The 20,314-nt window shown below is 37.5% G+C and carries 23 protein-coding genes and 6 pseudogenes; 21 read left to right on the plus strand and 8 right to left on the minus strand.

Going from position 1 to position 20,314, the window contains the following annotated elements; genetic code table 11:
* Positions 1 to 137 precede the first annotated feature (137 nt).
* Entirely contained in the window at positions 138 to 1,442 is a 1,305-nt protein-coding gene (locus M1D94_RS08245; protein ID WP_249850927.1) for a hemolysin family protein, read from the plus strand.
* Between the two features lie 156 nt (positions 1,443 to 1,598).
* Here M1D94_RS08245 and bltD read toward each other — a convergent pair whose 3' ends face one another.
* Positions 1,599 to 2,057: a spermine/spermidine acetyltransferase gene (gene bltD / locus M1D94_RS08250; RefSeq protein WP_041850101.1), complete on the minus strand. Its 459-nt coding sequence runs from the start codon at positions 2,055 to 2,057 to the stop codon at positions 1,599 to 1,601.
* A 199-nt stretch (positions 2,058 to 2,256) separates the two neighbouring features.
* Complete coding sequence (gene blt / locus M1D94_RS08255; RefSeq protein ID WP_253136811.1) at positions 2,257 to 3,459, minus strand: multidrug efflux MFS transporter Blt; 1,203 nt, start codon at positions 3,457 to 3,459, stop codon at positions 2,257 to 2,259.
* A 117-nt stretch (positions 3,460 to 3,576) separates the two neighbouring features.
* On the opposite strand from blt, the gene bltR reads away from it, so the two are divergent.
* The 14 genes and pseudogenes from bltR to M1D94_RS08325 all read left to right on the plus strand — a co-directional run bounded on the left by bltR (position 3,577) and on the right by M1D94_RS08325 (position 12,255).
* The gene (gene bltR / locus M1D94_RS08260) at positions 3,577 to 4,398 is read left to right on the plus strand and encodes a multidrug efflux transcriptional regulator BltR (protein WP_014480349.1); all 822 of its coding nucleotides are present in this window, start codon (positions 3,577 to 3,579) and stop codon (positions 4,396 to 4,398) included.
* 62 nt (positions 4,399 to 4,460) lie between these two features.
* Positions 4,461 to 4,571, plus strand: a pseudogene (locus M1D94_RS08265) (N-acetylmuramoyl-L-alanine amidase); the annotation flags it as partial.
* On the plus strand, positions 4,549 to 4,695 hold the full coding sequence (locus M1D94_RS08270; protein ID WP_032726231.1) for a hypothetical protein: 147 nt from the start codon (positions 4,549 to 4,551) through the stop codon (positions 4,693 to 4,695). The pseudogene M1D94_RS08265 and the gene M1D94_RS08270, both read left to right, overlap by 23 nt.
* Before the next feature lie 225 nt (positions 4,696 to 4,920).
* Positions 4,921 to 5,481, plus strand: a complete 561-nt coding sequence (locus M1D94_RS08275) for a cupin domain-containing protein (protein WP_456270501.1) — start codon at positions 4,921 to 4,923, stop codon at positions 5,479 to 5,481.
* A gap of 397 nt (positions 5,482 to 5,878) precedes the next feature.
* The gene (locus M1D94_RS08280; RefSeq protein WP_080286220.1) at positions 5,879 to 6,196 is read left to right on the plus strand and encodes a sulfurtransferase; all 318 of its coding nucleotides are present in this window, start codon (positions 5,879 to 5,881) and stop codon (positions 6,194 to 6,196) included.
* A gap of 21 nt (positions 6,197 to 6,217) precedes the next feature.
* Complete coding sequence (locus M1D94_RS08285) at positions 6,218 to 6,478, plus strand: metal-sensitive transcriptional regulator (RefSeq protein ID WP_003237170.1); 261 nt, start codon at positions 6,218 to 6,220, stop codon at positions 6,476 to 6,478.
* A 146-nt stretch (positions 6,479 to 6,624) separates the two neighbouring features.
* Positions 6,625 to 7,107, plus strand: coding sequence for a DsrE/DsrF/DrsH-like family protein (locus M1D94_RS08290; RefSeq protein WP_120028414.1), 483 nt, complete (start codon positions 6,625 to 6,627; stop codon positions 7,105 to 7,107).
* Between the two features lie 184 nt (positions 7,108 to 7,291).
* Positions 7,292 to 7,849 carry a sulfurtransferase TusA family protein gene (locus tag M1D94_RS08295; protein ID WP_077671568.1) on the plus strand — a complete coding sequence of 186 codons (558 nt, stop codon included), beginning with the start codon at positions 7,292 to 7,294 and terminating at the stop codon, positions 7,847 to 7,849.
* A gap of 20 nt (positions 7,850 to 7,869) precedes the next feature.
* Positions 7,870 to 8,155 (plus strand): annotated as a pseudogene (locus M1D94_RS08300) (DsrE/DsrF/DrsH-like family protein).
* A gap of 29 nt (positions 8,156 to 8,184) precedes the next feature.
* A pseudogene (locus tag M1D94_RS08305) lies at positions 8,185 to 9,319 on the plus strand (MBL fold metallo-hydrolase).
* Between the two features lie 33 nt (positions 9,320 to 9,352).
* Complete coding sequence (locus tag M1D94_RS08310; RefSeq protein ID WP_003156135.1) at positions 9,353 to 9,580, plus strand: sulfurtransferase TusA family protein; 228 nt, start codon at positions 9,353 to 9,355, stop codon at positions 9,578 to 9,580.
* Between the two features lie 59 nt (positions 9,581 to 9,639).
* Positions 9,640 to 10,425, plus strand: coding sequence for a sulfite exporter TauE/SafE family protein (locus tag M1D94_RS08315; RefSeq protein WP_456270502.1), 786 nt, complete (start codon positions 9,640 to 9,642; stop codon positions 10,423 to 10,425).
* A gap of 582 nt (positions 10,426 to 11,007) precedes the next feature.
* Positions 11,008 to 11,484: an HXXEE domain-containing protein gene (locus tag M1D94_RS08320; RefSeq protein ID WP_213419128.1), complete on the plus strand. Its 477-nt coding sequence runs from the start codon at positions 11,008 to 11,010 to the stop codon at positions 11,482 to 11,484.
* Between the two features lie 246 nt (positions 11,485 to 11,730).
* Positions 11,731 to 12,255 carry an NAD(P)H-dependent oxidoreductase gene (locus tag M1D94_RS08325; protein ID WP_456270503.1) on the plus strand — a complete coding sequence of 175 codons (525 nt, stop codon included), beginning with the start codon at positions 11,731 to 11,733 and terminating at the stop codon, positions 12,253 to 12,255.
* Between the two features lie 489 nt (positions 12,256 to 12,744).
* Here the strand turns inward: M1D94_RS08325 and M1D94_RS08330 are convergent, their stop codons facing one another.
* The 3 genes from M1D94_RS08330 to M1D94_RS08340 all read right to left on the minus strand — a co-directional run bounded on the left by M1D94_RS08330 (position 12,745) and on the right by M1D94_RS08340 (position 15,031).
* Positions 12,745 to 13,302 (minus strand): GNAT family N-acetyltransferase, encoded by a 558-nt coding sequence (locus M1D94_RS08330; RefSeq protein ID WP_456270504.1) that lies wholly within the window; start codon positions 13,300 to 13,302, stop codon positions 12,745 to 12,747.
* A gap of 344 nt (positions 13,303 to 13,646) precedes the next feature.
* The gene (locus tag M1D94_RS08335) at positions 13,647 to 13,895 is read right to left on the minus strand and encodes a hypothetical protein (protein WP_119123070.1); all 249 of its coding nucleotides are present in this window, start codon (positions 13,893 to 13,895) and stop codon (positions 13,647 to 13,649) included.
* Positions 13,814 to 15,031: a DUF418 domain-containing protein gene (locus M1D94_RS08340; RefSeq protein ID WP_326353631.1), complete on the minus strand. Its 1,218-nt coding sequence runs from the start codon at positions 15,029 to 15,031 to the stop codon at positions 13,814 to 13,816. Before M1D94_RS08340 ends, M1D94_RS08335 begins: the two co-directional genes overlap by 82 nt.
* Before the next feature lie 267 nt (positions 15,032 to 15,298).
* On the opposite strand from M1D94_RS08340, the gene yrkP reads away from it, so the two are divergent.
* From yrkP to M1D94_RS08365, 5 genes and pseudogenes are all read left to right on the plus strand, one after another.
* Positions 15,299 to 15,994 carry a two-component response regulator YrkP gene (gene yrkP / locus M1D94_RS08345; RefSeq protein ID WP_021480140.1) on the plus strand — a complete coding sequence of 232 codons (696 nt, stop codon included), beginning with the start codon at positions 15,299 to 15,301 and terminating at the stop codon, positions 15,992 to 15,994.
* Positions 15,981 to 17,279: a two-component system sensor histidine kinase YrkQ gene (gene yrkQ, locus M1D94_RS08350; RefSeq protein ID WP_019712554.1), complete on the plus strand. Its 1,299-nt coding sequence runs from the start codon at positions 15,981 to 15,983 to the stop codon at positions 17,277 to 17,279. The genes yrkP and yrkQ overlap by 14 nt, the downstream gene beginning before the upstream one ends.
* 45 nt (positions 17,280 to 17,324) lie before the next feature.
* Positions 17,325 to 17,741, plus strand: coding sequence for a phosphate-starvation-inducible protein PsiE (gene psiE / locus M1D94_RS08355; protein WP_003246154.1), 417 nt, complete (start codon positions 17,325 to 17,327; stop codon positions 17,739 to 17,741).
* A 544-nt stretch (positions 17,742 to 18,285) separates the two neighbouring features.
* Positions 18,286 to 18,464 (plus strand): annotated as a pseudogene (locus M1D94_RS08360) (hypothetical protein).
* Positions 18,422 to 18,619, plus strand: a pseudogene (locus tag M1D94_RS08365) (recombinase family protein); the annotation flags it as partial. The pseudogenes M1D94_RS08360 and M1D94_RS08365, both read left to right, overlap by 43 nt.
* Here M1D94_RS08365 and M1D94_RS08370 read toward each other — a convergent pair.
* From M1D94_RS08370 to M1D94_RS08380, 3 genes and pseudogenes are all read right to left on the minus strand, one after another.
* Complete coding sequence (locus M1D94_RS08370) at positions 18,585 to 18,701, minus strand: hypothetical protein (protein WP_041850087.1); 117 nt, start codon at positions 18,699 to 18,701, stop codon at positions 18,585 to 18,587. The pseudogene M1D94_RS08365 and the gene M1D94_RS08370 overlap by 35 nt on opposite strands.
* Positions 18,701 to 19,099 (minus strand): annotated as a pseudogene (locus M1D94_RS08375) (sigma-70 family RNA polymerase sigma factor); the annotation flags it as partial. The gene M1D94_RS08370 and the pseudogene M1D94_RS08375, both read right to left, overlap by 1 nt.
* Entirely contained in the window at positions 19,099 to 19,617 is a 519-nt protein-coding gene (locus M1D94_RS08380) for an ImmA/IrrE family metallo-endopeptidase (RefSeq protein ID WP_015714342.1), read from the minus strand. The pseudogene M1D94_RS08375 and the gene M1D94_RS08380, both read right to left, overlap by 1 nt.
* 170 nt (positions 19,618 to 19,787) lie before the next feature.
* Between M1D94_RS08380 and M1D94_RS08385 the strand changes: the two genes are divergently transcribed.
* A complete protein-coding gene (locus tag M1D94_RS08385) occupies positions 19,788 to 20,276 on the plus strand; it encodes a GNAT family N-acetyltransferase (protein WP_185183884.1) in 489 nt (162 codons plus the stop codon).
* Positions 20,277 to 20,314 lie beyond the last annotated feature (38 nt).

The raw sequence follows: 20,314 nt of genomic DNA on the forward strand, positions 1-20,314 counted from the left end.
ACATCATTCAGAGTTGATTTTAGGTTCTTTTGAACTTATAATGTTATATATACTGTTTTTTGTTTATTCAGAAAAAACGGGTTAGAAAAATAAATATTTATATCGGAGGTGTACGCCTTACTAAGTAAGGCAAATCATTGACAACCATTAACCTTATAATCTTTACTATTTTAATTGTCTTAACAGCATTTTTTGTTGCGACTGAATTTGCGATAGTAAAGATCAGGTCATCAAAAATTGACCAACTCATATTAGAGGGAAAAAAAGGTGCCGTATCAGCCAAAAAGGTCATTACTCATTTGGACGAGTATTTGTCAGCTTGTCAATTAGGGATCACGGTTACAGCGTTGGGAATTGGCTGGGTTGGAGAATCGACTTTTGAAGTGATTTTGCACCCCTTATTTGCTCATTTTCATGTAAGTGAAACAGTCTCACATGTATTGATCTTAGTGATTGCTTTTGTGATGGCGACTTTTTTGCACGTTGTAGTTGGAGAACTTGCTCCTAAAACACTCGCTATCCAAAAAGCGGAAACCATCACTCTTTTGACTGCAAAGCCAATTATTTGGTTTTACCGCATCCTGTTCCCTTTTATATGGTTTTTAAATGGTTCAGCCCGGTTTATAGTAGGACTCTTCGGTTTGAAACCTGCATCAGAACATGAACTTGCTCATTCTGAAGAAGAACTGCGCATCTTACTGTCTGAAAGCTATAAGAGCGGTGAAATCAATAAAAATGAGTTGAAATATGTAAATAATATTTTTGAATTTGATGAAAGAATTGCCAAAGAAATTATGATTCCGAGAAGAGAGATCGTAGCGATTTCTAGTGAGGATTCTTATGAAACTATTGTTAAGACCATTAAGACAGAGAGTTATACAAGGTACCCAGTCCTAAATGGAGATAAAGATTCAATCATTGGTTTTATCAATGCTAAAGAATTCTTGTCAGCTTATATTGACACAGACCAGAAGATAAAAGAGGATTTCAAGTTAGAAAATCATATCAACCCTGTTATCCATGTTATTGAATCCGTTCCAATTCATGATTTATTGGTAAAAATGCAAAAAGAGCGAACACATATCGCTATTCTTGTGGATGAATATGGCGGCACTTCAGGTTTAGTCACTGTTGAAGATATTCTTGAAGAAATTGTTGGGGAAATCAGAGATGAATTTGATGAAGATGAAGTGCCTGATATTAGAAAAGTAAATGATAATCACTTTATCTTAGATTCGAAAGTGCTCATTGAGGATGTAAATGATTTATTGGGAACGACGTTAGCAAGTGACGAAGTGGATACGATAGGCGGCTGGTTTATGACTCAACAAATAGACGCTGCAGTTGGATCCGTTATAGAAGCCGATGGGTATATTTTTAAAGTGCACAAAACAGTTGGCCGGCATATTAATTATTTAGAAATTGTCCGGAAAAAAGAATAACATCTAGATAAAGCACATGAGATTTTGACTAATAAGATGCTTAAAGCCTGAGATGAAATTTTCATCCAGGCTTTTTTAAACAATGATCTTGCAGTTTAAGTAGGTAATCAATATCGAAGTTCAAACGTTTCTCAGCAAACAAGGAGGCTTGGATATCTATAGCTCTTTTACCATTACCTTCTCACCATTAAAGTCGAGTTCACCATTAAATCGAAAACCAAACCTTTGATAAAGGCGTATAGCATGAATATTATTTTCAAATATACTTAAATAAATTCTCTTGCATTTATATAGCTCAGCAAGGTGCTGAATGAGGGCTTTAAGCATTTTCTTCCCTAATCCTTTTCCCTGATAGCGTTCGTCAATAAAAAATCGGTCAAGCCAGACTCGTCCGTTTTTATTATCTTCATCATACTCGGGAAACAATCCATACATTGCAAAACCGACTAGATCTCCATCATAGTAAAGCCCGACAGGTTTATAATAGTGACATTCTTTTGCATCCTCTAAACATACTTTTGTAGATTCAATATATGATAATTGATTCTGGCTGACATGCAGATCAAGAATTGCAGCACGATTATCATCAGTTACTGCTTTTATGTTTATACTCATACTACATTCTCCTTTTTTCTTATCCCGGTTAGGCTGCGGCTTAAGGTGATGGCAGATGAAATCCTGATATTGCTAAAACTCAGCATAAACTATTTTCACGTCAAGCAACATGTAGCCTATCATATTAAGTACCTTTTCTTATTGTGCCTAACCAGGGGCATTCCCTGCATCCAAATGACTTGACTTTATAGAAAATGAATTAATTCAAAGCTGCAGCATCATTCTTTTTTTCTTTCCAAACCATTGTAAGACCAAGGCCGACAATCATAACGAAACCTGCAAAAAGGAAAGGATAATGAATGTTAAGATCAAATAGTATACCGCCTAAAGCAGGTCCAAATATATTTCCCAGGCTGGTGTATGTGGAGTTCATGCCTGCTACGAAACCCTGCTGGTTACCGGCCATATTGGATAAATGAGCGGTTAAGGCGGGACGTAGCAAATCGAACGCTAGAAAAATAAAACAAGTTACAAGCAAAACAGTTAAAAATCCTGACATAACAGTAGACACGAAAGCCAAGATCGCACCGGTTATTAAGCACAGCTGAATCATTCTTTTCTCTCCAAGTTTGTTGACCAATTTCCCGAATAGTAAAACTTGAATAACTACCGCAACAATGGAACTAATCGTAATAATGGCTGCAATATCTTTTGGTGTGAAGCCAAATTTATGATCAGAAAACAAGCTGAATACAGTTTCATAAGCTGATAAACCAAAAGCCATTACAAAGACGATAATAAATGCAATGAAATAGACAGGATGAATGGATCTCTTCAAGTCTTTAATAAAATTTGATTCCTTTGTATGAGATGAGAGTTGATGGCGTTCTTCTGTCGACAATGACTCTTTTAGTATAAAAACGGAAGTGACAGCTGCTATTAACGCGATGGCGGAGGCGAAGAAAAACGGCATGCGGATACCAAAGCCGGCAATAAATCCTCCCGCACCAGGCCCAATAATAAAGCCGGTGCTAATTGCAGCAGAAACATACCCCATAGCCTTTGACCTTTCCTTTAGGGTTGTCATATCAGCTACATATGCTGTTACCGCGGGCATGATAAAAGCCGCACTTATACCACCCAATATCCTCGAGAAATAAAATATTGAAACATGGGTCCCTAATCCGAAAATCAACTCAGATAAACTGAATATAAGCAACCCGAGAATAATCATTTTTTTTCTCCCAAAACGGTCAACCCACCTACCTGCAAAAGGTGAAGTAATTAACTGAGAAATGGCAAAAGCCGCAACAAGATAACCCATTGTGCTGCCGGATAAATGCATGATTTTCATAAAAGAAGGCATAACTGGAATGATTAAACCGATACCAAGAAATGCTACGAAGATGTTGCTTAATAGTATAATGAATATGGTTTTTTGCTCATTTATTGATTTTTTCATCTGAATTCCCCTTTACTAAATTGAAGCCTTTTTTACTACTATTCTTTGTAGAATGAAGCTCTTTTCAAGTACAATAATCATAAGGTATATGGTTACCGTATAGTCAAGGAGGTTTTTATGAGCGAAGATGTTAAGAAGTATTTCACAACAGGGGAGTTTTCGAAGCTCTGCCGTGTAAAAAAACAAACCTTATTTCATTATGATGAGATTGGTCTTTTCTCGCCGGAAATAAAAAAAGAAAATGGGTATAGATATTATTCCTATCATCAATTTGAGATTTTTCAAGTCATCAGTCTATTTAAAGAGCTTGGGGTTCCATTAAAAGAAATAAAGTGTCTAATAAAAGGAAAAACACCAGACAAGATCCTGCATGTTCTAAAAGAAAAGTCTATTGAGATTGATAAAAAAATAAATGAGCTTAAGCAGTTGCAAACGATCTTACAAACAAAAGTGACGCTTACAGAACAAGCACTTGAGACTGACTTTTCCTCAATTTCTTTTGAATATTTAAATGAAGAAACATTCATGTTAAGCCGAAAAACATTAAACTTACCGGAACGAAAATATGTGGCAGCCATTTCAGAACTCATTCATGAAGTTCAGCAATATGAATTAGATGAAGGATATCCGATAGGCGGAATCTTTGCACGGGAACAAATCTTAGAAAAAGACTTCTACAATTACAGTTACTTTTATATAAAAGTAAAAGATGGGGCAGAGAATATAAATTATCATGTACGGCCAAAAGGCCTGTATGCAGTTGGATATGAAATAGGCGGAAATACTGAAGAGGCGTACCGGAGAATCATTGAGTTCATTGAAAGAAATGGAATGCAAATAGGGGAAAATGCATATGAGGAATATATGCTAGATGAGATGGTAGTTGACGGGTATGAAAATACATATGCCAAAATCCTCCTTCAAGTTAAGGAGGTGTAAGATTACGAGATTTTCATATGGAAAAATTGCTTCTATTGTGTGCCCAACTAAAAACGAGCCCACATACAGGTGACGGTACAAACGGCACTGGGAACCGCAAGTCTATCGGCGTTGAAATATGCTATAACGCTTCAGGAGGCGCTAAATACTATGCTGCTGAAAAGCTGGCCATCAAGGCGCATCCAAAGGGATAAATCTAAAAGAGCTGGGATAGGGGGGACAAACAACATAATTCCGTATACTCTGTTGTTGTGCTATGTAAATGTTCAAAAGCCATTTAGGATCGTCGACTTTTGATAATCCATCATATAAAAGTGTCATTCGATGTCTTGTTAACAAAGGCTAGTGAAATTCAATATCCAGAAAACGATTACAAGGTCGGTGATAAATTATTCATCCGTGAATCAAACGGTGATCGAAGATTCATTTTTGTGTTTAATATGAGTTTTCTTGATTTAGCACACTCCCTTAATAAATGCATAGGATACTATCACAAAAATTTATAATTGTGGGGATCAAAAAATGTACTATAACCCTTTTTCGCCTCAATGTTATTATTATGTGACTGTACCGATGTATAATGATGGAAGATCTGTTTATTGGACTATTCCAAATGAGATGGGGAACGTACACAGAGGTGCCGATTTGCGCTCTTCATATGAAGATAGAAACCTTCTTTTGAAGGATTATGGACCAAAACCATTTGTTGTAAATATCAATAGAGCCACAAAACAAAACAATACGTTCCGTACTGCTTTATGGACAGGAAAGCATTTTCAAGTTACTTTGATGAGTCTTGGTATTGGAGAAAACATTGGTTTGGAAATCCATCCTAACGTTGACCAGTTCTTACGGATTGAGCAGGGGCGTGGGATCGTCAAAATGGGAAAGAGCAAAGGTCATTTGAACTTTCAAAGAAATGTTTATGATGATTCTGCCATTGTTGTACCTGCCAGCACTTGGCATAACGTGATTAATACAGGTAATACGCCATTAAAACTTTACTCCATTTATGCTCCTCCTAACCATCCATTTGGTACAGTTCATAAAACCAAAGCAGATGCAGTGGCTGCGGAAGATTAGCATAGTTATTCGCAGATTTCTGAGTAATTGGAGTCACATCCAGCATGAAACATGGGGAACCAGTACCTAAGAATTGTTTTTATGCAAATGAAACCCAATGTAATATCCAAGCAGTCTTGTGCTAATTTAAAAAGTAATTGATAAAATAAAGTCGATTTAAAATAAAATCGGCTTATTTCTTTATTCGAGTTACTTTTTTAGCAGAATTGGCATTATCGAAATGTAAGTATTTTTTCAATCCGCGGATATTGGAATGAATCTATCAGCTCAAAGTAAGTAACTTTCACACTTGACTATATACCTGAGGGGGTATATTATAGTTTTGTGAATAACAAAGAGTTAATAAGGTGGTGTAAGTAGTATCAATTATTTAGTTATTGCATTCCTGCTTATTTTTGTGATTATCATTGCAACGTATAGACGTTATTATCCTATAACCGGAATCTCTTGTATCCATAAAGATAAATTAAAGGCTATAGACATGACAATATTAGATATTCGCCATTATAACGATGTACCCAATTTTTCGGATAATATTATTTTAAACATCCCATATGCGTATCTAAAACGTTTTTATTTAGAGATTCCACGTGATAAAATACACATAATAGCTCGTGATCGGGTGGAATTAAATTTAGGAGTGCGTTTTCTAAAGCGCAAAGGTATCCATGTAAACAGTTATGAACTGGCAACATGTAAATGTAAAAATAAATGAAAGAAAGGATTTCATTGATATATGGAGTATGATCAAAAGATTAAAAACCGCTTACGACGGATTGAAGGACAAATTAAAGGTGTATTGACTATGATGGAACAAGGAAAAGATTGTAGAGAGGTTGTGACCCAATTAGCAGCTTCCCGTAATGCGATCGATCGAGCGATGGGTTTAATTGTGAGCACAAACCTTGAACATTGTGTTCGTGAAAGTTTAGAAAAAGGCGAAGACACACAAAATTTAGTAAAAGAAGCAGTTGACTTATTGGTAAAGAGCCGATAAAAATTCATCAACCTAAGGTTGACGAATTTTTATATGCGTCATATTATACCCCTACCGGTATTTAAAGAGTTGAATAATAGCAGATCTTTCGAAAAAATTTTTTGACTTTAATATACCCGCGGGGGTAATTAGTTAGGAGAATAAACATGACAGAACAAACAAAACTTACAACAATTGTTTTATTTAGCGGGGATTATGATAAAGCAATGGCAGCCTATATTATTGCAAATGGTGCAGCTGCCTACGATCATGAAGTGACGATCTTCCATACTTTTTGGGGATTAAACGCTTTACGTAAAGAAGAGCTGATTCCAGTGAAAAAAGGATTTCTTGAAAAAATGTTTGGAAAGATGATGCCTCGTGGTGCTGATAAGATGGGTTTATCTAAAATGAACTTTGCAGGTATGGGCCCTAAAATGATTAAAAATGTGATGAAAAAGCATAATGCACTTCCTTTGCCTCAGTTGATTGAGATGGCTCAAGAACAGGGGGTAAAGCTCGTAGCTTGTACGATGACAATGGATCTTCTTGGTTTACAGGAAAAAGAACTATTAGATGATATTGACTATGCTGGTGTAGCAGCTTATTTGGCAGATGCTGAGGAAGGCAGTGTCAACTTATTTATCTAATGTTACTCATTTACTCATTGCTAAGCGGAAGGAGAAGTTTAAAGGGAAGTAAAAATATTGAAGAAACAAGGATTTAAAAAGATCACAAATATAAAAGGGGCATGAATACATGGTATTAACTTCTAGGGAGAAACTTTTTGTATATTTATATACCCCCACCCCTATATGAGAAAAGGAGGAAAAAATGATGAAAGCAAATATTGTACTAGACGCTAAAGGTTTGGCGTGTCCAATGCCTATCGTAAAAACGAAGAAGAGAATGAAGGATTTAAAAGCTGGTGAAGTATTGGAAATTCATGCGACAGATAAAGGTTCTACAGCAGATCTGGAAGCATGGGCAAAAAGTACAGGCCATGAATATCTAGGTACTGAAGCAGAGGGAGAAATACTTCGTCATTTTCTTCGAAAAGGAGGAGAGCATTCATCAGAAAATGCATCTTCAATTCCTGAGATTTCATTAGAAGCTTTCAAACAGAAAGTAGATAGTGACGAGTCTCTTAACATTTTAGATGTTCGAGAGATAGAGGAATATGAAAAAGCTCATATCCCTGGAGTTGTGCATATCCCTCTTGGTGAAGTGGAAAAGCGCTCTGACGAATTAAACAAAAATGATGAAATTTATATTATCTGCCATTCGGGAAGAAGGAGTGAAATGGCGGCCCGCACCATGAAGAAACAAGGTTTTAAAAAGGTTATTAATGTTGTCCCCGGTATGCGGGATTGGACAGGTAAAACCGAATAAATAAAAAGCATGATGAACAGATGAGTACAAGAGTAGCGATTATTGCGGCAAATGGCGGTCTGTTTGATGCTTATAAAGTCTGTAATATTGCGACAAGGAAAAGAGCATGTCGCAGAAGGTTGTAGGAACGCAAATGTGCCTTCTATTCCTAAACTGATTGAAATGGGAGTTGCATGATTTGGTTGTCAAATAACGATGGACGTTATGGGTTTAACAAAAGATGATTTTATGGAAGGAATCGAAGTAGGCGGGGCTGTTACCTTTTTTGGTTTTGCGAAAGATGCTGATGTATCCTTAACGTTTTAGTCCCGCTAAAAGATTTGATATAGGAGGTATTGAAACATGACCGTAAAGGCAATGACCCCAAAAGAAGCGACAAAAAAAATCTTTAACAAAGAACCTTTATTTATTTTGGATGTGCGTAATGAAAATGATTTTAACGATTGGAAGATAGAAGGGCATGACTTTGACCATTTGAATGTTCCTTATTTTGATCTTTTAGATGGCGTAGAAGATATCTTGGAGAAAATTCCTTCTGATAAAGAAGTGCTGGTCGTTTGCGCAAAAGAAGGTTCATCCGTCATGGTATCCGAAATGCTTTCTGAAGCAGGTCATTCTGTATCCTACCTTAAGGGTGGAATGAAAGCATGGAGCGAACATTTAGAGCCGGTAAAAGTCGGGGATTTAAAAGATGGAGGTGAGATGTATCAGTTTGTTCGAATCGGTAAAGGCTGCTTGTCATACATGGTCATTTCCAATGGTGAAGCAGCAATTATTGATGCGACACGTATGGTGAATTTCTTTATAGATTTTGCGAAGGGGAAGGGTGCAACGATTACTCACGTATTTGATACACATCTTCACGCGGACCATATTTCAGGCGGCAGAGTCATTGCTGAAAAAACAAAAGCAACCTACTGGTTACCGCCTAAAGATGCTGAAGAAGTGGAATTCGATTATCAGCCGTTGGAAGAAGGAAATGACATTATTATTGGAAATACAACGATTAAAATTCAACCGATTTATTCTCCGGGGCACACGATTGGCTCCACTTCTTTCATTGTCGATGATCTGTATCTTCTTTCAGGTGATATTTTGTTTATTGATTCAATCGGCAGACCAGACTTAGCCGGTATGGCAGAAGATTGGGTAGGAGATTTAAGAAAAACGCTTTATAGCCGTTACAAAGCGTTATCAAAGGATTTAATTGTATTACCGGCACACTTTATGATCATTGACGAGCTAAATGAGAATGGAAGTGTTGGTAAAAAACTAAGTACATTATTTAGCGAGAACCATGGTTTGAACATTGCGGATGAAACAGAATTTAGACACCTAGTAACAGATCATTTGCCTCCGCAACCAAATGCATACCAAGAGATTCGAGAAACAAACATGGGGAAAATCAGCCCAGATGAAGAAAAACAGCGTGAAATGGAGATTGGCCCAAACCGCTGTGCAATACGGTAACACAAGTTTCTGCTAAAAAGAGGAGAGAAGAACATGAAATCAGATAAAGTATTAGACGCAAAAGGCTTGGCATGCCCAATGCCAATTGTCAGAACAAAGAAAGCGATGAATGAACTGGAATCAGGTCAAATATTAGAAGTGCATGCAACAGATAAGGGAGCTAAAAATGATCTTGCAGCCTGGTCTAAATCAGGCGGACATGACCTTTTAGAGCAAACTGATGAAGGTGATGTATTGAAATTCTGGATTAAAAAAGGCTAATAATGTGAAAGGGTATCGAATAAAAAGATACCCTTTTCCTTTGAAAGGAGGAAACCAAAGTGGATATTGCCTTTATCACAACTCTTTTCATTATAGGGTTTATTGGTGCCTTTATTTCCGGAATGATTGGTATTGGCGGAGCAGTTATTAATTATCCAATGCTATTGTACATTCCTTCTTTAGTGGGAGTGATGTCATTAACTGCCCATGAAGTTTCAGGGATAGGGGCTATTCAAGTTTTTTTTGCGACACTCGGCGGTGTTTGGGCTTATCGTAAGAGTGGTCTTCTAAATAAAGCATTAATTATTTACATGGGAAGCAGCATCCTTTTAGGGAGTGTATTGGGGAGTTACTTTTCTCATTATATATCTGAAAAAGGAATTAACTTTATATACGGAATTCTGGCTATTATAGCAGTTATTTTAATGTTTATACCTAAAAAAGGAAAAAAAGGACAAGAACATAGCGAAGATAAGGAAGTGATATTTAATAAATGGTTGGCTTCTTCCTTAGCGTTTATCATTGGTGGCGTATCAGGTATTTTAGGAGCTGGCGGCGCCTTTATCCTAGTCCCCATTATGTTATCGATTTTAAATATTCCTGTTAGAGTCACAGTCGCTTCATCTCTTGCGATTACATTTCTTTCATCCATTGGCGCAACAGTTGGAAAAGTAATCACGGGCCAGGTTCTTTTTGTACCAGCTCTGGTTCTTATGATTACTAGTTTAATAGCTTCTCCTATTGGCGCATCAGTTGGGCAAAAAGTAAATACAAAATTCCTGCAATGGATTTTAGCGCTATTAATAAGTGCGACAGCTATTAAAATTTGGTTAGAGCTCCTTTGATATGAGTCAGCGGGTAAAATGAAAGATTAAAAGATTCATCACTCGTTGGTTTCTTATTAATGTTATGACACTTGGCCGCGTTCAATAAATGTTTCAAGTGTTTGATGAAATTCATTTTGATAATGGTGACTTGGACAAGTCTTGACTATAGTACCATGAAATGCATTTGACTTAGTGGTGTCCAGTGTTGTTTTGCATTAGGGCAGCGTTAAGAAAATAAAAAAGACCATAACGTCACCTTTGATTACCTTTTTTAAAACATTTTAATCCTGATTGGTTTTATAGGTATGGTAGGTGATGGGTGTAATGAGTCAATATAAATTAGGTCTATTTTGTGCCCAAAATAAATAGAGGGACTCGAACTAAAAAAGAGGATGCCAAACTATATAGGTATCTTTGTTTGCTTTAGAGTTATTATATTTGAATATGACATGCCACGTAACAACACGTTATTGCACATATAATTAAGAAGCAACTACTAAGGCAGATTCTTCTCTCTTTTAACACCATATCCAATCAGCCTCAAATGTAATATAATGTTGCCAAACCATATTGGTTGTGGCACCGAGGAGGAAATGATAGGTGGTTTATTTCGTAGCATTTTTTTGTTTTGCTATTACACTTCATAATATTGAGGAAGCTATTTGGTTACCTGAGTGGTCACAACAATCTTCAAAGTTTCAAAAGCCAGTAACTTCAAATGAATTTCATTTTGCTGTCATTGTTATAACTATGTTGGCTTATTTATCTGCATTTGGTTTTTTATATATGCCAGAATCAGATATTGCAAAATGGATTTTCATTGGCTTTCTAGGTTCTATGGTTATCAACGCTATTTTTCCACATCTTATCGCAACTGTTGTAATGAAAAAGTATGCACCTGGACTTCTTACGAGCTTATTGCTTAACATTCCAGTAAACTCATTAGTTATTTATCAAATGTTTTTAAAGAATTTGATTGTATGGAAGGAGTTAATAATATCTACGTTGGTTGTAGGAATTATTTTATTAGCACTTATTCCATTATTATTTAAAGTTGGTGATAAAGTATCTCCTTAATGAGTTTGAATTGGTAAGGATTGAGGGGAAAGGTGGAAATTTTCTAAATAAGGGATTATTCTGTTATATCGGATTTATACAAAACAATGTCTTAATTCATCATTGATTTTGGTGCCCAATTAGTTGCCCTGAATTCATGAAAAAGGATAAAATAGGTGTAAATAAAGTTGCTATTTTAAAATTAGAATCAATTCATTATCGTAAAAGCAATAATAACTAATTGGAAAAGAAAGGATAATCGGTCTAATGAAAACATTAGTTATCGTTATACATCCTAATTTGGAAACGTCTGTTGTCAACAAAACCTGGATGAATCGTTTAAAGCAAGAGAAAGACATTACGGTTCATGACCTGTACGGTGAATACCCTAATTTTATCATTGATGTAGAAAAAGAGCAGCAGCTCCTGTTAGATCATGAGCGTATCGTTTTTCAGTTCCCAATGTATTGGTACAGCAGTCCCGCGTTACTCAAACAATGGGAAGATGATGTGTTAACACATGGCTGGGCTTATGGAACTGAAGGAACTAAATTGCATGGAAAAGAACTACTCTTAGCTATCTCCTTAGGCGCACAGGAATCTGATTATCAAGCAGGCGGAGAATATAATATCACGATCAGCGAGCTTATCAGACCGTTTCAAGTCACTGCTAACTATATAGGAATGCGTTTTCTTCCTGCGTTTACACAATATGGGACACTTCATCTTTCAAAAGAAGATGTTAAGAACAGTGCGGAGAGATTGGTTGACTATCTTAAAGCCGAGCATTAATCCGGTATTCGCGAGGGAAGCTGAAACAAATGATGTGTTATGAAAATAAGGGTTTGTGACAGATTTTCATAAACTTAATTTCAAAGTTACATCGAATACTTAATTCAGGGGGGCATAGTGCGAGGGCTTAAAATTAATTAAAGCAGGGCAATGAGTACGTATTTCTTAATGAAATGTAGAGTTCCTTGGTCTCTAATAGGTACCCGATTAGTGTCCAGAATTCTGAAAAATGATGAAAATAAGTATAAATAAAGTAAACATATGCTTTGAATAAAAGCTTTTGTAACTCATGATATGTTTTTACTATGTTGAGGGACTAGTGGGCGTGGTATATGTCAGAAAAGAAACCGATGATTCAAAGGTGTTTTGACCCCTGTTTATGAGACAGGGATCAAAACACCTTTTAAACATCATTATTACCTTCCTCTGATAATGAAATATAAAAAAGTTACCAGCAACTCTCTGCGGCATCTCGCCGTGTTCAATTGTTTAGTCCTTTTTTTTCATAATCTTTACAAATCTGAAAAAGTCATCATCATCCGGCAGGGGCTTGTCATCTTCGCGTCCATTGCGATGCATATGCGGATCAGAGTGATGTTCATTGTAGAACTCTACGATATGAAATCCACACTTATTCACATAGAAGTTGATATTTCGCTTTTCGAAATAAGGTGTCACGGTTTCCCAAAGCACAGTATCCGGATACTGTGCTTCAATGGCTTTCCAAGCAGAAAGACCAATCCCTTGGCTGTGATATTCTGGAGATACATAGAATAAATCTAGCGAATTATGATTTGTTTGGCTGTTGATATGTACTACTGCACCACCGACATTCTTACCATCCTGAAGAATATGATATACCACTGCTCCGGGAGCATTGAAAGACTCCTGAACATCATTGTCCGATGGAATCGGCCCATCTTCGCAATCACCGAACGTTTCAATCACGGCGATCGCAAAGGCTTCTTGTAATTTTTTTTGGAATTCTGGCAGATCAGATTCCTTTGCTAGTTCCAGAATAACTTTTGGTTCATTTTTAGTTTTCATGATTGTTCACTCCCTCAGTTGCTAAAATATAGAGTTCAGTCGTTCAGTAAAACATTCGAGCTGCTCTGCGAGGCCTTTTCACAAAAAAGTGATTCCATCGCTCTTTCTTCCGCGGTAAATTTGGCGTTAAAATACTTCAAAAGCTTTCTCCTGTCTTTTTGTATGATTCTTTTTCTTTGTTTCATTGGAAAACAAGCTGCATGTAACCCTAATTTACTATTGTTCACTACCGTATTAAGTGTCGTATGCGGGATTTGTCATCATTCTCGAATTTTTCCTGCGAAAAGTTACAAAAATAGTCGAATGAGGCGCCTTTGACTATGAACATGCGTAAAAGATTCAATTTAGATTCGATCATGAGCAATGCACATTGAGTAAACTCTGGTGGATTTATTAGCCCAAAGAAGCCTAAATGATATAAAAATAACTAGTCCATATATCAAATCTGTCCGTTTAATGCCCGCTTCATTCAACAACACTAATTTGAAGTCATGCAATCTGTGCAAGGGGGTTATTTCTGAATAGATTTTTCCGAATGCAGCGGAGTTGCTTTGGGACTCCCGTTTACTTTGCCGTACGTCAGCTTGCGCCATACTAATTCCATCGGACCGTACCTAAACCGTTTCAACCACAATGTACTAAAGCTCATAAGAACGAAGTACACGGCCAAACTGAACATGAACGTGCCGGCGGATTGAATATGATCCGCAAGCCCGAATCCGTACCTGAGGAACAGAACTGTTCCAATGATAGAGTGAAGCAGATAACAGGTCAATGACATCCGTCCGACTTTGGTGAATATCATCATAGGGCCTCGCAGCTGAGGAACGTATAGAAACAGCATTGCAAAAGTGCTCATATAAAACATACTTCCGGTTATGCCGCCATTTTGACCCAAGACAGAGGAAATGTCCTTCCACAGCATATTCTCAGAAAGATTAAACATGTCTAGTAATATACTGCTTTGTGTTATTAGAAAAGCGATTGTGCTAATGATCCAGATACGCTTCCATATAGGCTTTTTCGCTTCCATGTCTTTGAAAAATTCCATCTTAACAAAGTACACGCCCAGCAGAAACATGAGAAACATGGAATAGATCATAGAGAAAGAGCCGGCAGCCATCGTGACCATATCTGTCCACCGAGTGCTGATGGATTCCATGTAGGTAAGGCTGCTGTGGCTAAACAAAGTAAACTCTGAAAAATTTAGGTTTTTTGACCCTGCAGTATTGATGACATTGTACAACATTGTGAAAACAGGAGTCAGGAATTGAAACACGATAAGTGCGATAATCCATCTAAGCACCGTTTTGGCCGTGCGTTTATAGAAGGCGAGTAACAGGAAGCCACTTACGGCGTAAAAGGCCAATATGTCACCGACCCAAACAAATGTGATGTGCAAAATGCCAAATCCCAACAGGATAGATAACCTGCGGGCAAACAGCTTGTTGGGACTCTCTACCTTCTGCGCGGCTCGATCCATAAAGATCATAAACCCGACTCCGAACAGGAAGGAGAATAACGTAACGAATTTCCCTTCGGCAAACCAGGAAACCAGCTTATGCAGTACGTCATCGGAGGCCATTTCGAATCCCTTTACTGAATCTACGATCAGAAAATAATTGACAATAATAATGCCAAGCAAGGCAAATCCTCGTACGATGTCCAGAAAATGAACCCGTTCCCGCAGACTCACCGGTTGCCCGCGTCCTTCTTTTTGTACAATCATATCAATACTCCTTTCCCATTTATCACGGCAATGTGTAGTGCGGATCTGAAAAACTTGAGCCTTACAATGGATAAATATAAAGACCGAATCTTAACAATTTATGAAGAGTCATCATTTTTTTTAGAAAATGTGACAAATTTGTGGCGAGCATCAGCTTTCATAAATTGTTAAGATTTACGTAGTATCTTATAACGTACTTATTACTATGAACGATATATAGTAAGGACACACGAGAAATAACAACAAGAATCATGAGGTGAGAGAGACATGGCCTATCGAATATTAGTCGTAGAGGATGATGAGGATATTGGTGATCTTTTGGAGGAATCCCTTACACGTGCAGGTTACGAGGTGCTAAGAGCCAAGGATGGAAAGCGAGCATTGCAACTTGTGAATGACTCGCTTGATTTGGTTATTTTGGATATTATGATGCCAGGCATTTCGGGAATTGAAACATGTCAGCACATCAGGAAATCCTCTAACGTCCCGATTCTGTTTCTGACGGCCAGATCGAGTACACTCGATAAAACTGAGGGATTACTCGCCGGCGGCGATGATTATATGACTAAACCATTCTCGGAAGAGGAACTTCACGCTAGAGTGATTGCTCAATTACGCAGATATACTATCTATCAGGAAAAGAAGGAACAGGAAGAAACATTTCTTATCGGGGGCAAACTAAGAGTGAGCGAAGAATTTAATGAGGTGTGGAAAGAGGAGAAGCAAATCAAGTTGTCAGATCTGGAGTATCGTATCCTGAAACTTCTGATGAGCAAACGCAACAAAATATTTTCTGCCCAAAATATATATGAGAGTGTGTGGGGACAGCCTTACTTTTACTGTTCCAACAATACGGTGATGGTGCATATACGGAAGCTGCGCTCCAAAATTGAGGATGATCCGGCACGTCCGGTTTATATAAAAACTGAATGGGGAAGAGGATATCGATTTGGCGCATCTTAAATTTACGCTAACCAAAAAACTGGCTTTGCTGATAATGGTTGCTGCGATTGTGAGTGGTGTGATCTTTCTGACGTTGCAAAAGATCACAGATGATCTGATCGAGGGATATCTGAGTTCGGAAGAGTATTATCACGAGGAGTCAGCAAGATACATTCAAAAATTCAGCAAGTACGTTTCAGAAAATGAGTTGTCTACATCAGATAGAAAAGCGTTTGGCGAGTGGGTCAAAAAAGAAAATTACATTAACCTCACCATATTCAAGGATCAGGAGCTGCAATATGATTCTATTTATTCCGAATCGGATTATGGAAAGGAAAAGCTGACTCAGTACGCTCAAAATCATTCACATCCTGTCAAGTTTAGCGATGGTGAAGGACGAGTCATTATCGACGGTTTCTACTCTTCCCGATATTATGATCTGGCCTTTGCATTGGATTTGCTCGGGGCAACCCTCATCTTTTTAATCATTGTTCTCTTCGGAATTCGCCAAAGTCTTCGCTACCTTAAAACGATTCATCAAGAGATTCATATTCTTGAAGGGGGCGAACTGGACTACGAGATGACGATAAAAGGGCATGATGAATTAGCGATGATTGCAAAGAGCATTGAGGATCTGCGGAAAGCTTTCCTGGATAAACTTAAAGCTATCGAGGAATTGCAAGCTGAGAGCCGCAGCCTGGTTACCGAAATGTCGCACGATATGCGCACACCGCTGACGTCGCTGATCATGAATCTGGAGTTTGCCAAAAAAGAGGGAGGCGAAGCGGGTGCCAGCAAAGATCGGTATGTAGCCAATGCTTATGGTAAAGCACTGCAATTAAAAAGCTTGTCTGACAATCTGTTTGCGTATTTCCTGCTGGACAAGGAATATGAGGCCGATCTGGAGACCGTTGCAGTGAAAGAAGTGATCTACGATCTAATATCAGATCAGATTGCTATCCTTCATCAGGAGCATTTTCGGGTCCATATTTCAGGCGAGCTGCCGGAAACCTATATTAACGTGAATTTGGAGGAGCTTGGTCGTGTATTTGATAATGTGATGTCAAACTTATTGAAATACGCAGATCCGGAAGAAAAAATCAGCATCACGTTTGTATCGGATCAAGAGATATTTGAGATCCATGTTAGCAATACGATTAAACTTGCAGATATAACACCGGAAAGCAACGGACTCGGTGAAAGAAGCATTGCGCGAATGATGTCCCGCATGCAGGGACAGTTTCACAGTATACAAAAGAATTCTAAGTACTACATTGTGCTACGATTTTGGAACACCAAGATGTAGGCTGAGATAAAAAACCACGAATATATTGAAATAGGAGACAACATGATGAGATTTTCTAACAAATTCAAAAAGGTGCCTTACCTGTTACAAGCGCTTCTCAACGTCTGTCTGTTCTTTCTGGCGTTAGCCTTAAGCGCACTTCTGATCAGCGAGACTTGGTACATTGTGCTATTCGTATACAAGTCACTGTTCAACAAAGTGGACAGCTATTATGAGATGCTTGGAGAACTGCTTATCTTCTTCATGTACTTTGAGTTCATTGCTTTGATTATCAAATACTTCAAATCAGACTTTCATTTTCCGCTTCGCTACTTCATTTATATTGGCATCACAGCTGTCATTCGTTTGATTATCATCGATCATGATCAGGCGATCTCAACGTTCTGGTGGGCGATGGCCATTCTTGCAATGATTTGTGGATTCTTTATTGCCAATAGACGAAATTCTGTTGTTGAACATTAATAAATTAGTTCGCATTATGCCGATACGCCGCCGAAATGTCCTAATTGTGAAAGGGAACTGGTACAGATTTTTATAAGTCTATCTGTTTAATGTCAGCTCAGAAATCTGTAGTGGATCAAATTGAATCGTGGTTGTAAGTGGATATCTGAATGTATTTATTGGCTACTTTAACAGACATGTCCCGATGAAATAGCATTAACTGTCTGGAGATGAAAATCGCTCTTTATTTTACAAGGAAGAGGTTAAAATTCTTAATAAATAAGATGAAAAAGTTAGGATGGACGTTTATTGGTTTTTTTGTCACCATTTTTTACCATAATTGATATAAACGTATAGAAATGATAACAAATGAATATAGAGTGTGTAATGAAAATAAGCTTTCATAACCAATGAGCTAGATTTACTATATTGAGGGCCCAGTGATATAGAAAACAGATCGATGGTTCAAACCATCGGTTTTTTTATTTGTTTTCATACTCATTGAAAATCACCTCATTAGGACAAACAGGTATTACATAGCATTACCCAAGAGGTGATGCATTTTATGAAGGTGATAATCATCGAGGGACCGCAAGCTGACAAATGCATGAACGATTGCTATCATTATTTAATAAAACTTTATAGGAAGGAGATCCAGGGTCATAGCAATATATGTAAGGGTATCGACCGAGGAACAAGCGATCAAGGGATCGAGCAGCGACAGCCAGATCGAGGCCTCTATAAAGAAAGCAGGGACTAAGGATGTGCTGAAGTATGATGATGAAGGATTTTCTGGGGAGCTTTTAGAACGTCCGACTTTGAATCGCTTGAGGGAGGACGCAAGCAAAGGACTTATAAGTCAAGTTATTTGTTATGATCCTGACCGTCTTTCTCGGAGAGCTTATCAGCTATGAAAAAAATGATTTTCATAACTCTTTCAAATAGAGAAAGCCGGAATATGAGATCCGGCCTCTTCTGCATTATTTCCCCTTCGCCTTCTTCCGCTTTTCCTTCTCTGCCCGATAAAACTCATGAAACATCTTCATCAACGCCCGCTTTTCAATCCGCGATACATAGCTGCGTGAGATACCCAGTTCTTTGGCAATCTCTCGCTGCGTTTTTTCCTTCTTCAAATCAAGTCCAAACCGACCGACAATCACTTCCTTCTCACGGTCATCTAAAATGTCAATGTATTGTTTCACTTTTTCAAGCTCCATATTGAGCTGGATCGTATCTATCACGTCTTCGTTTTCTGATTTCAAAACGTCAATCAGGCTTATTTCATTCCCTTCCTTATCCTGCCCGATCGGATCGTGAAGGGAGACGTCTTTTTTTGTTTTTTTCAATGCGCGCAAATGCATGAGGATTTCATTATTAATTACAAAAGGGGGGTGCACAGATTTCCCGTAACAGTTTGATTAAATAAAGGTTGAGTCAGCTTCCTGTAATAAATGCTCAAACGTTTCTTCGCAAACGAAGGGGATACCTTAAATAACCAAGCTATATTTTCAATTGCATGTGATTGTATGTACGAAAGATTAATATTACGTAACATGAAAGTTGGAATGCAAAAGTGGTATGTAAAATAATTGGACTGCCACTCTAAATAATCTGTCCAAGTTGCAGGCATTGTTTTTTTATCACCTTCATGTCTATATATATGGCAAAATTCATGAGCGAAATCATACCATTGTTCAGTTCGGCTCTTTCGGCTATCCAAGCATATATTATAAATTCCGCTGTGTTTAAGTGCGAAGCTTGTAACAGGTTTAAATGAAAGCCTGATATCTAAAGCCTCGGCAATCCTTTCAAAATTAATTTGTTCAGGCTCTGTAATATCAATCTTCTTGTATAAGTTTTCAATCCAATCCTCTAAATGACTGTTTGTATACCTCAAGATGAAAAACCTCCTTAAAGACGACAATCTAAAAATTGGATTCGTTAAATATTATAGGGGAAACTAAGATTTTTTTCATAGGAAAATGCATCTAAACGGAATTGACTTTACAAGGAAAAAGGAATGTTTATGAACGAGATTGTATTTAATACTTGTAAGGAGGGCTTATGATGATACATATTTGCAAGGCGAATTTCACTCATGTGCAAGGGATTTCAAAAGTTTGCTCGGATGCCAATTGGGCAACATATCGAGATATCTATCCAAAAGATTACTTAGAATCAATTATAAGAGAGTTTTATAATCCAGATAGAATATTAAAAGAAGTGTCGAGTTCAACCAAAGGATGGGGCGGTTATTTTGTTGCTTTGGAAAATGACACAGTTATTGGAGCAGGAGCGGGTGGAATGATTAGTGATACATCCGGAGAAATATATGTTTTATATTTAAGTCCCGACAGGAGGAATGAGGGAATTGGCAGTCTATTGCTCGATGCGATAACCAAACAGCAAAAAGAATTTCATGCTACTGAACAATGGATTTCTGTACAGAAAGGAAATCAAAAAGGGATACCTTTTTATGAAGCAAAAGGTTTCACGTTACAATATGAGGAGAATGCAGATGGATATATCTCTTTAAGGTATAAAAGGCAAATATAAACGAAGTCAATTGAAGCCTCATAAAATTATAAAAAGAA

The sequence above is a fragment of the Bacillus sp. JZ109 genome (assembly GCF_053903135.1).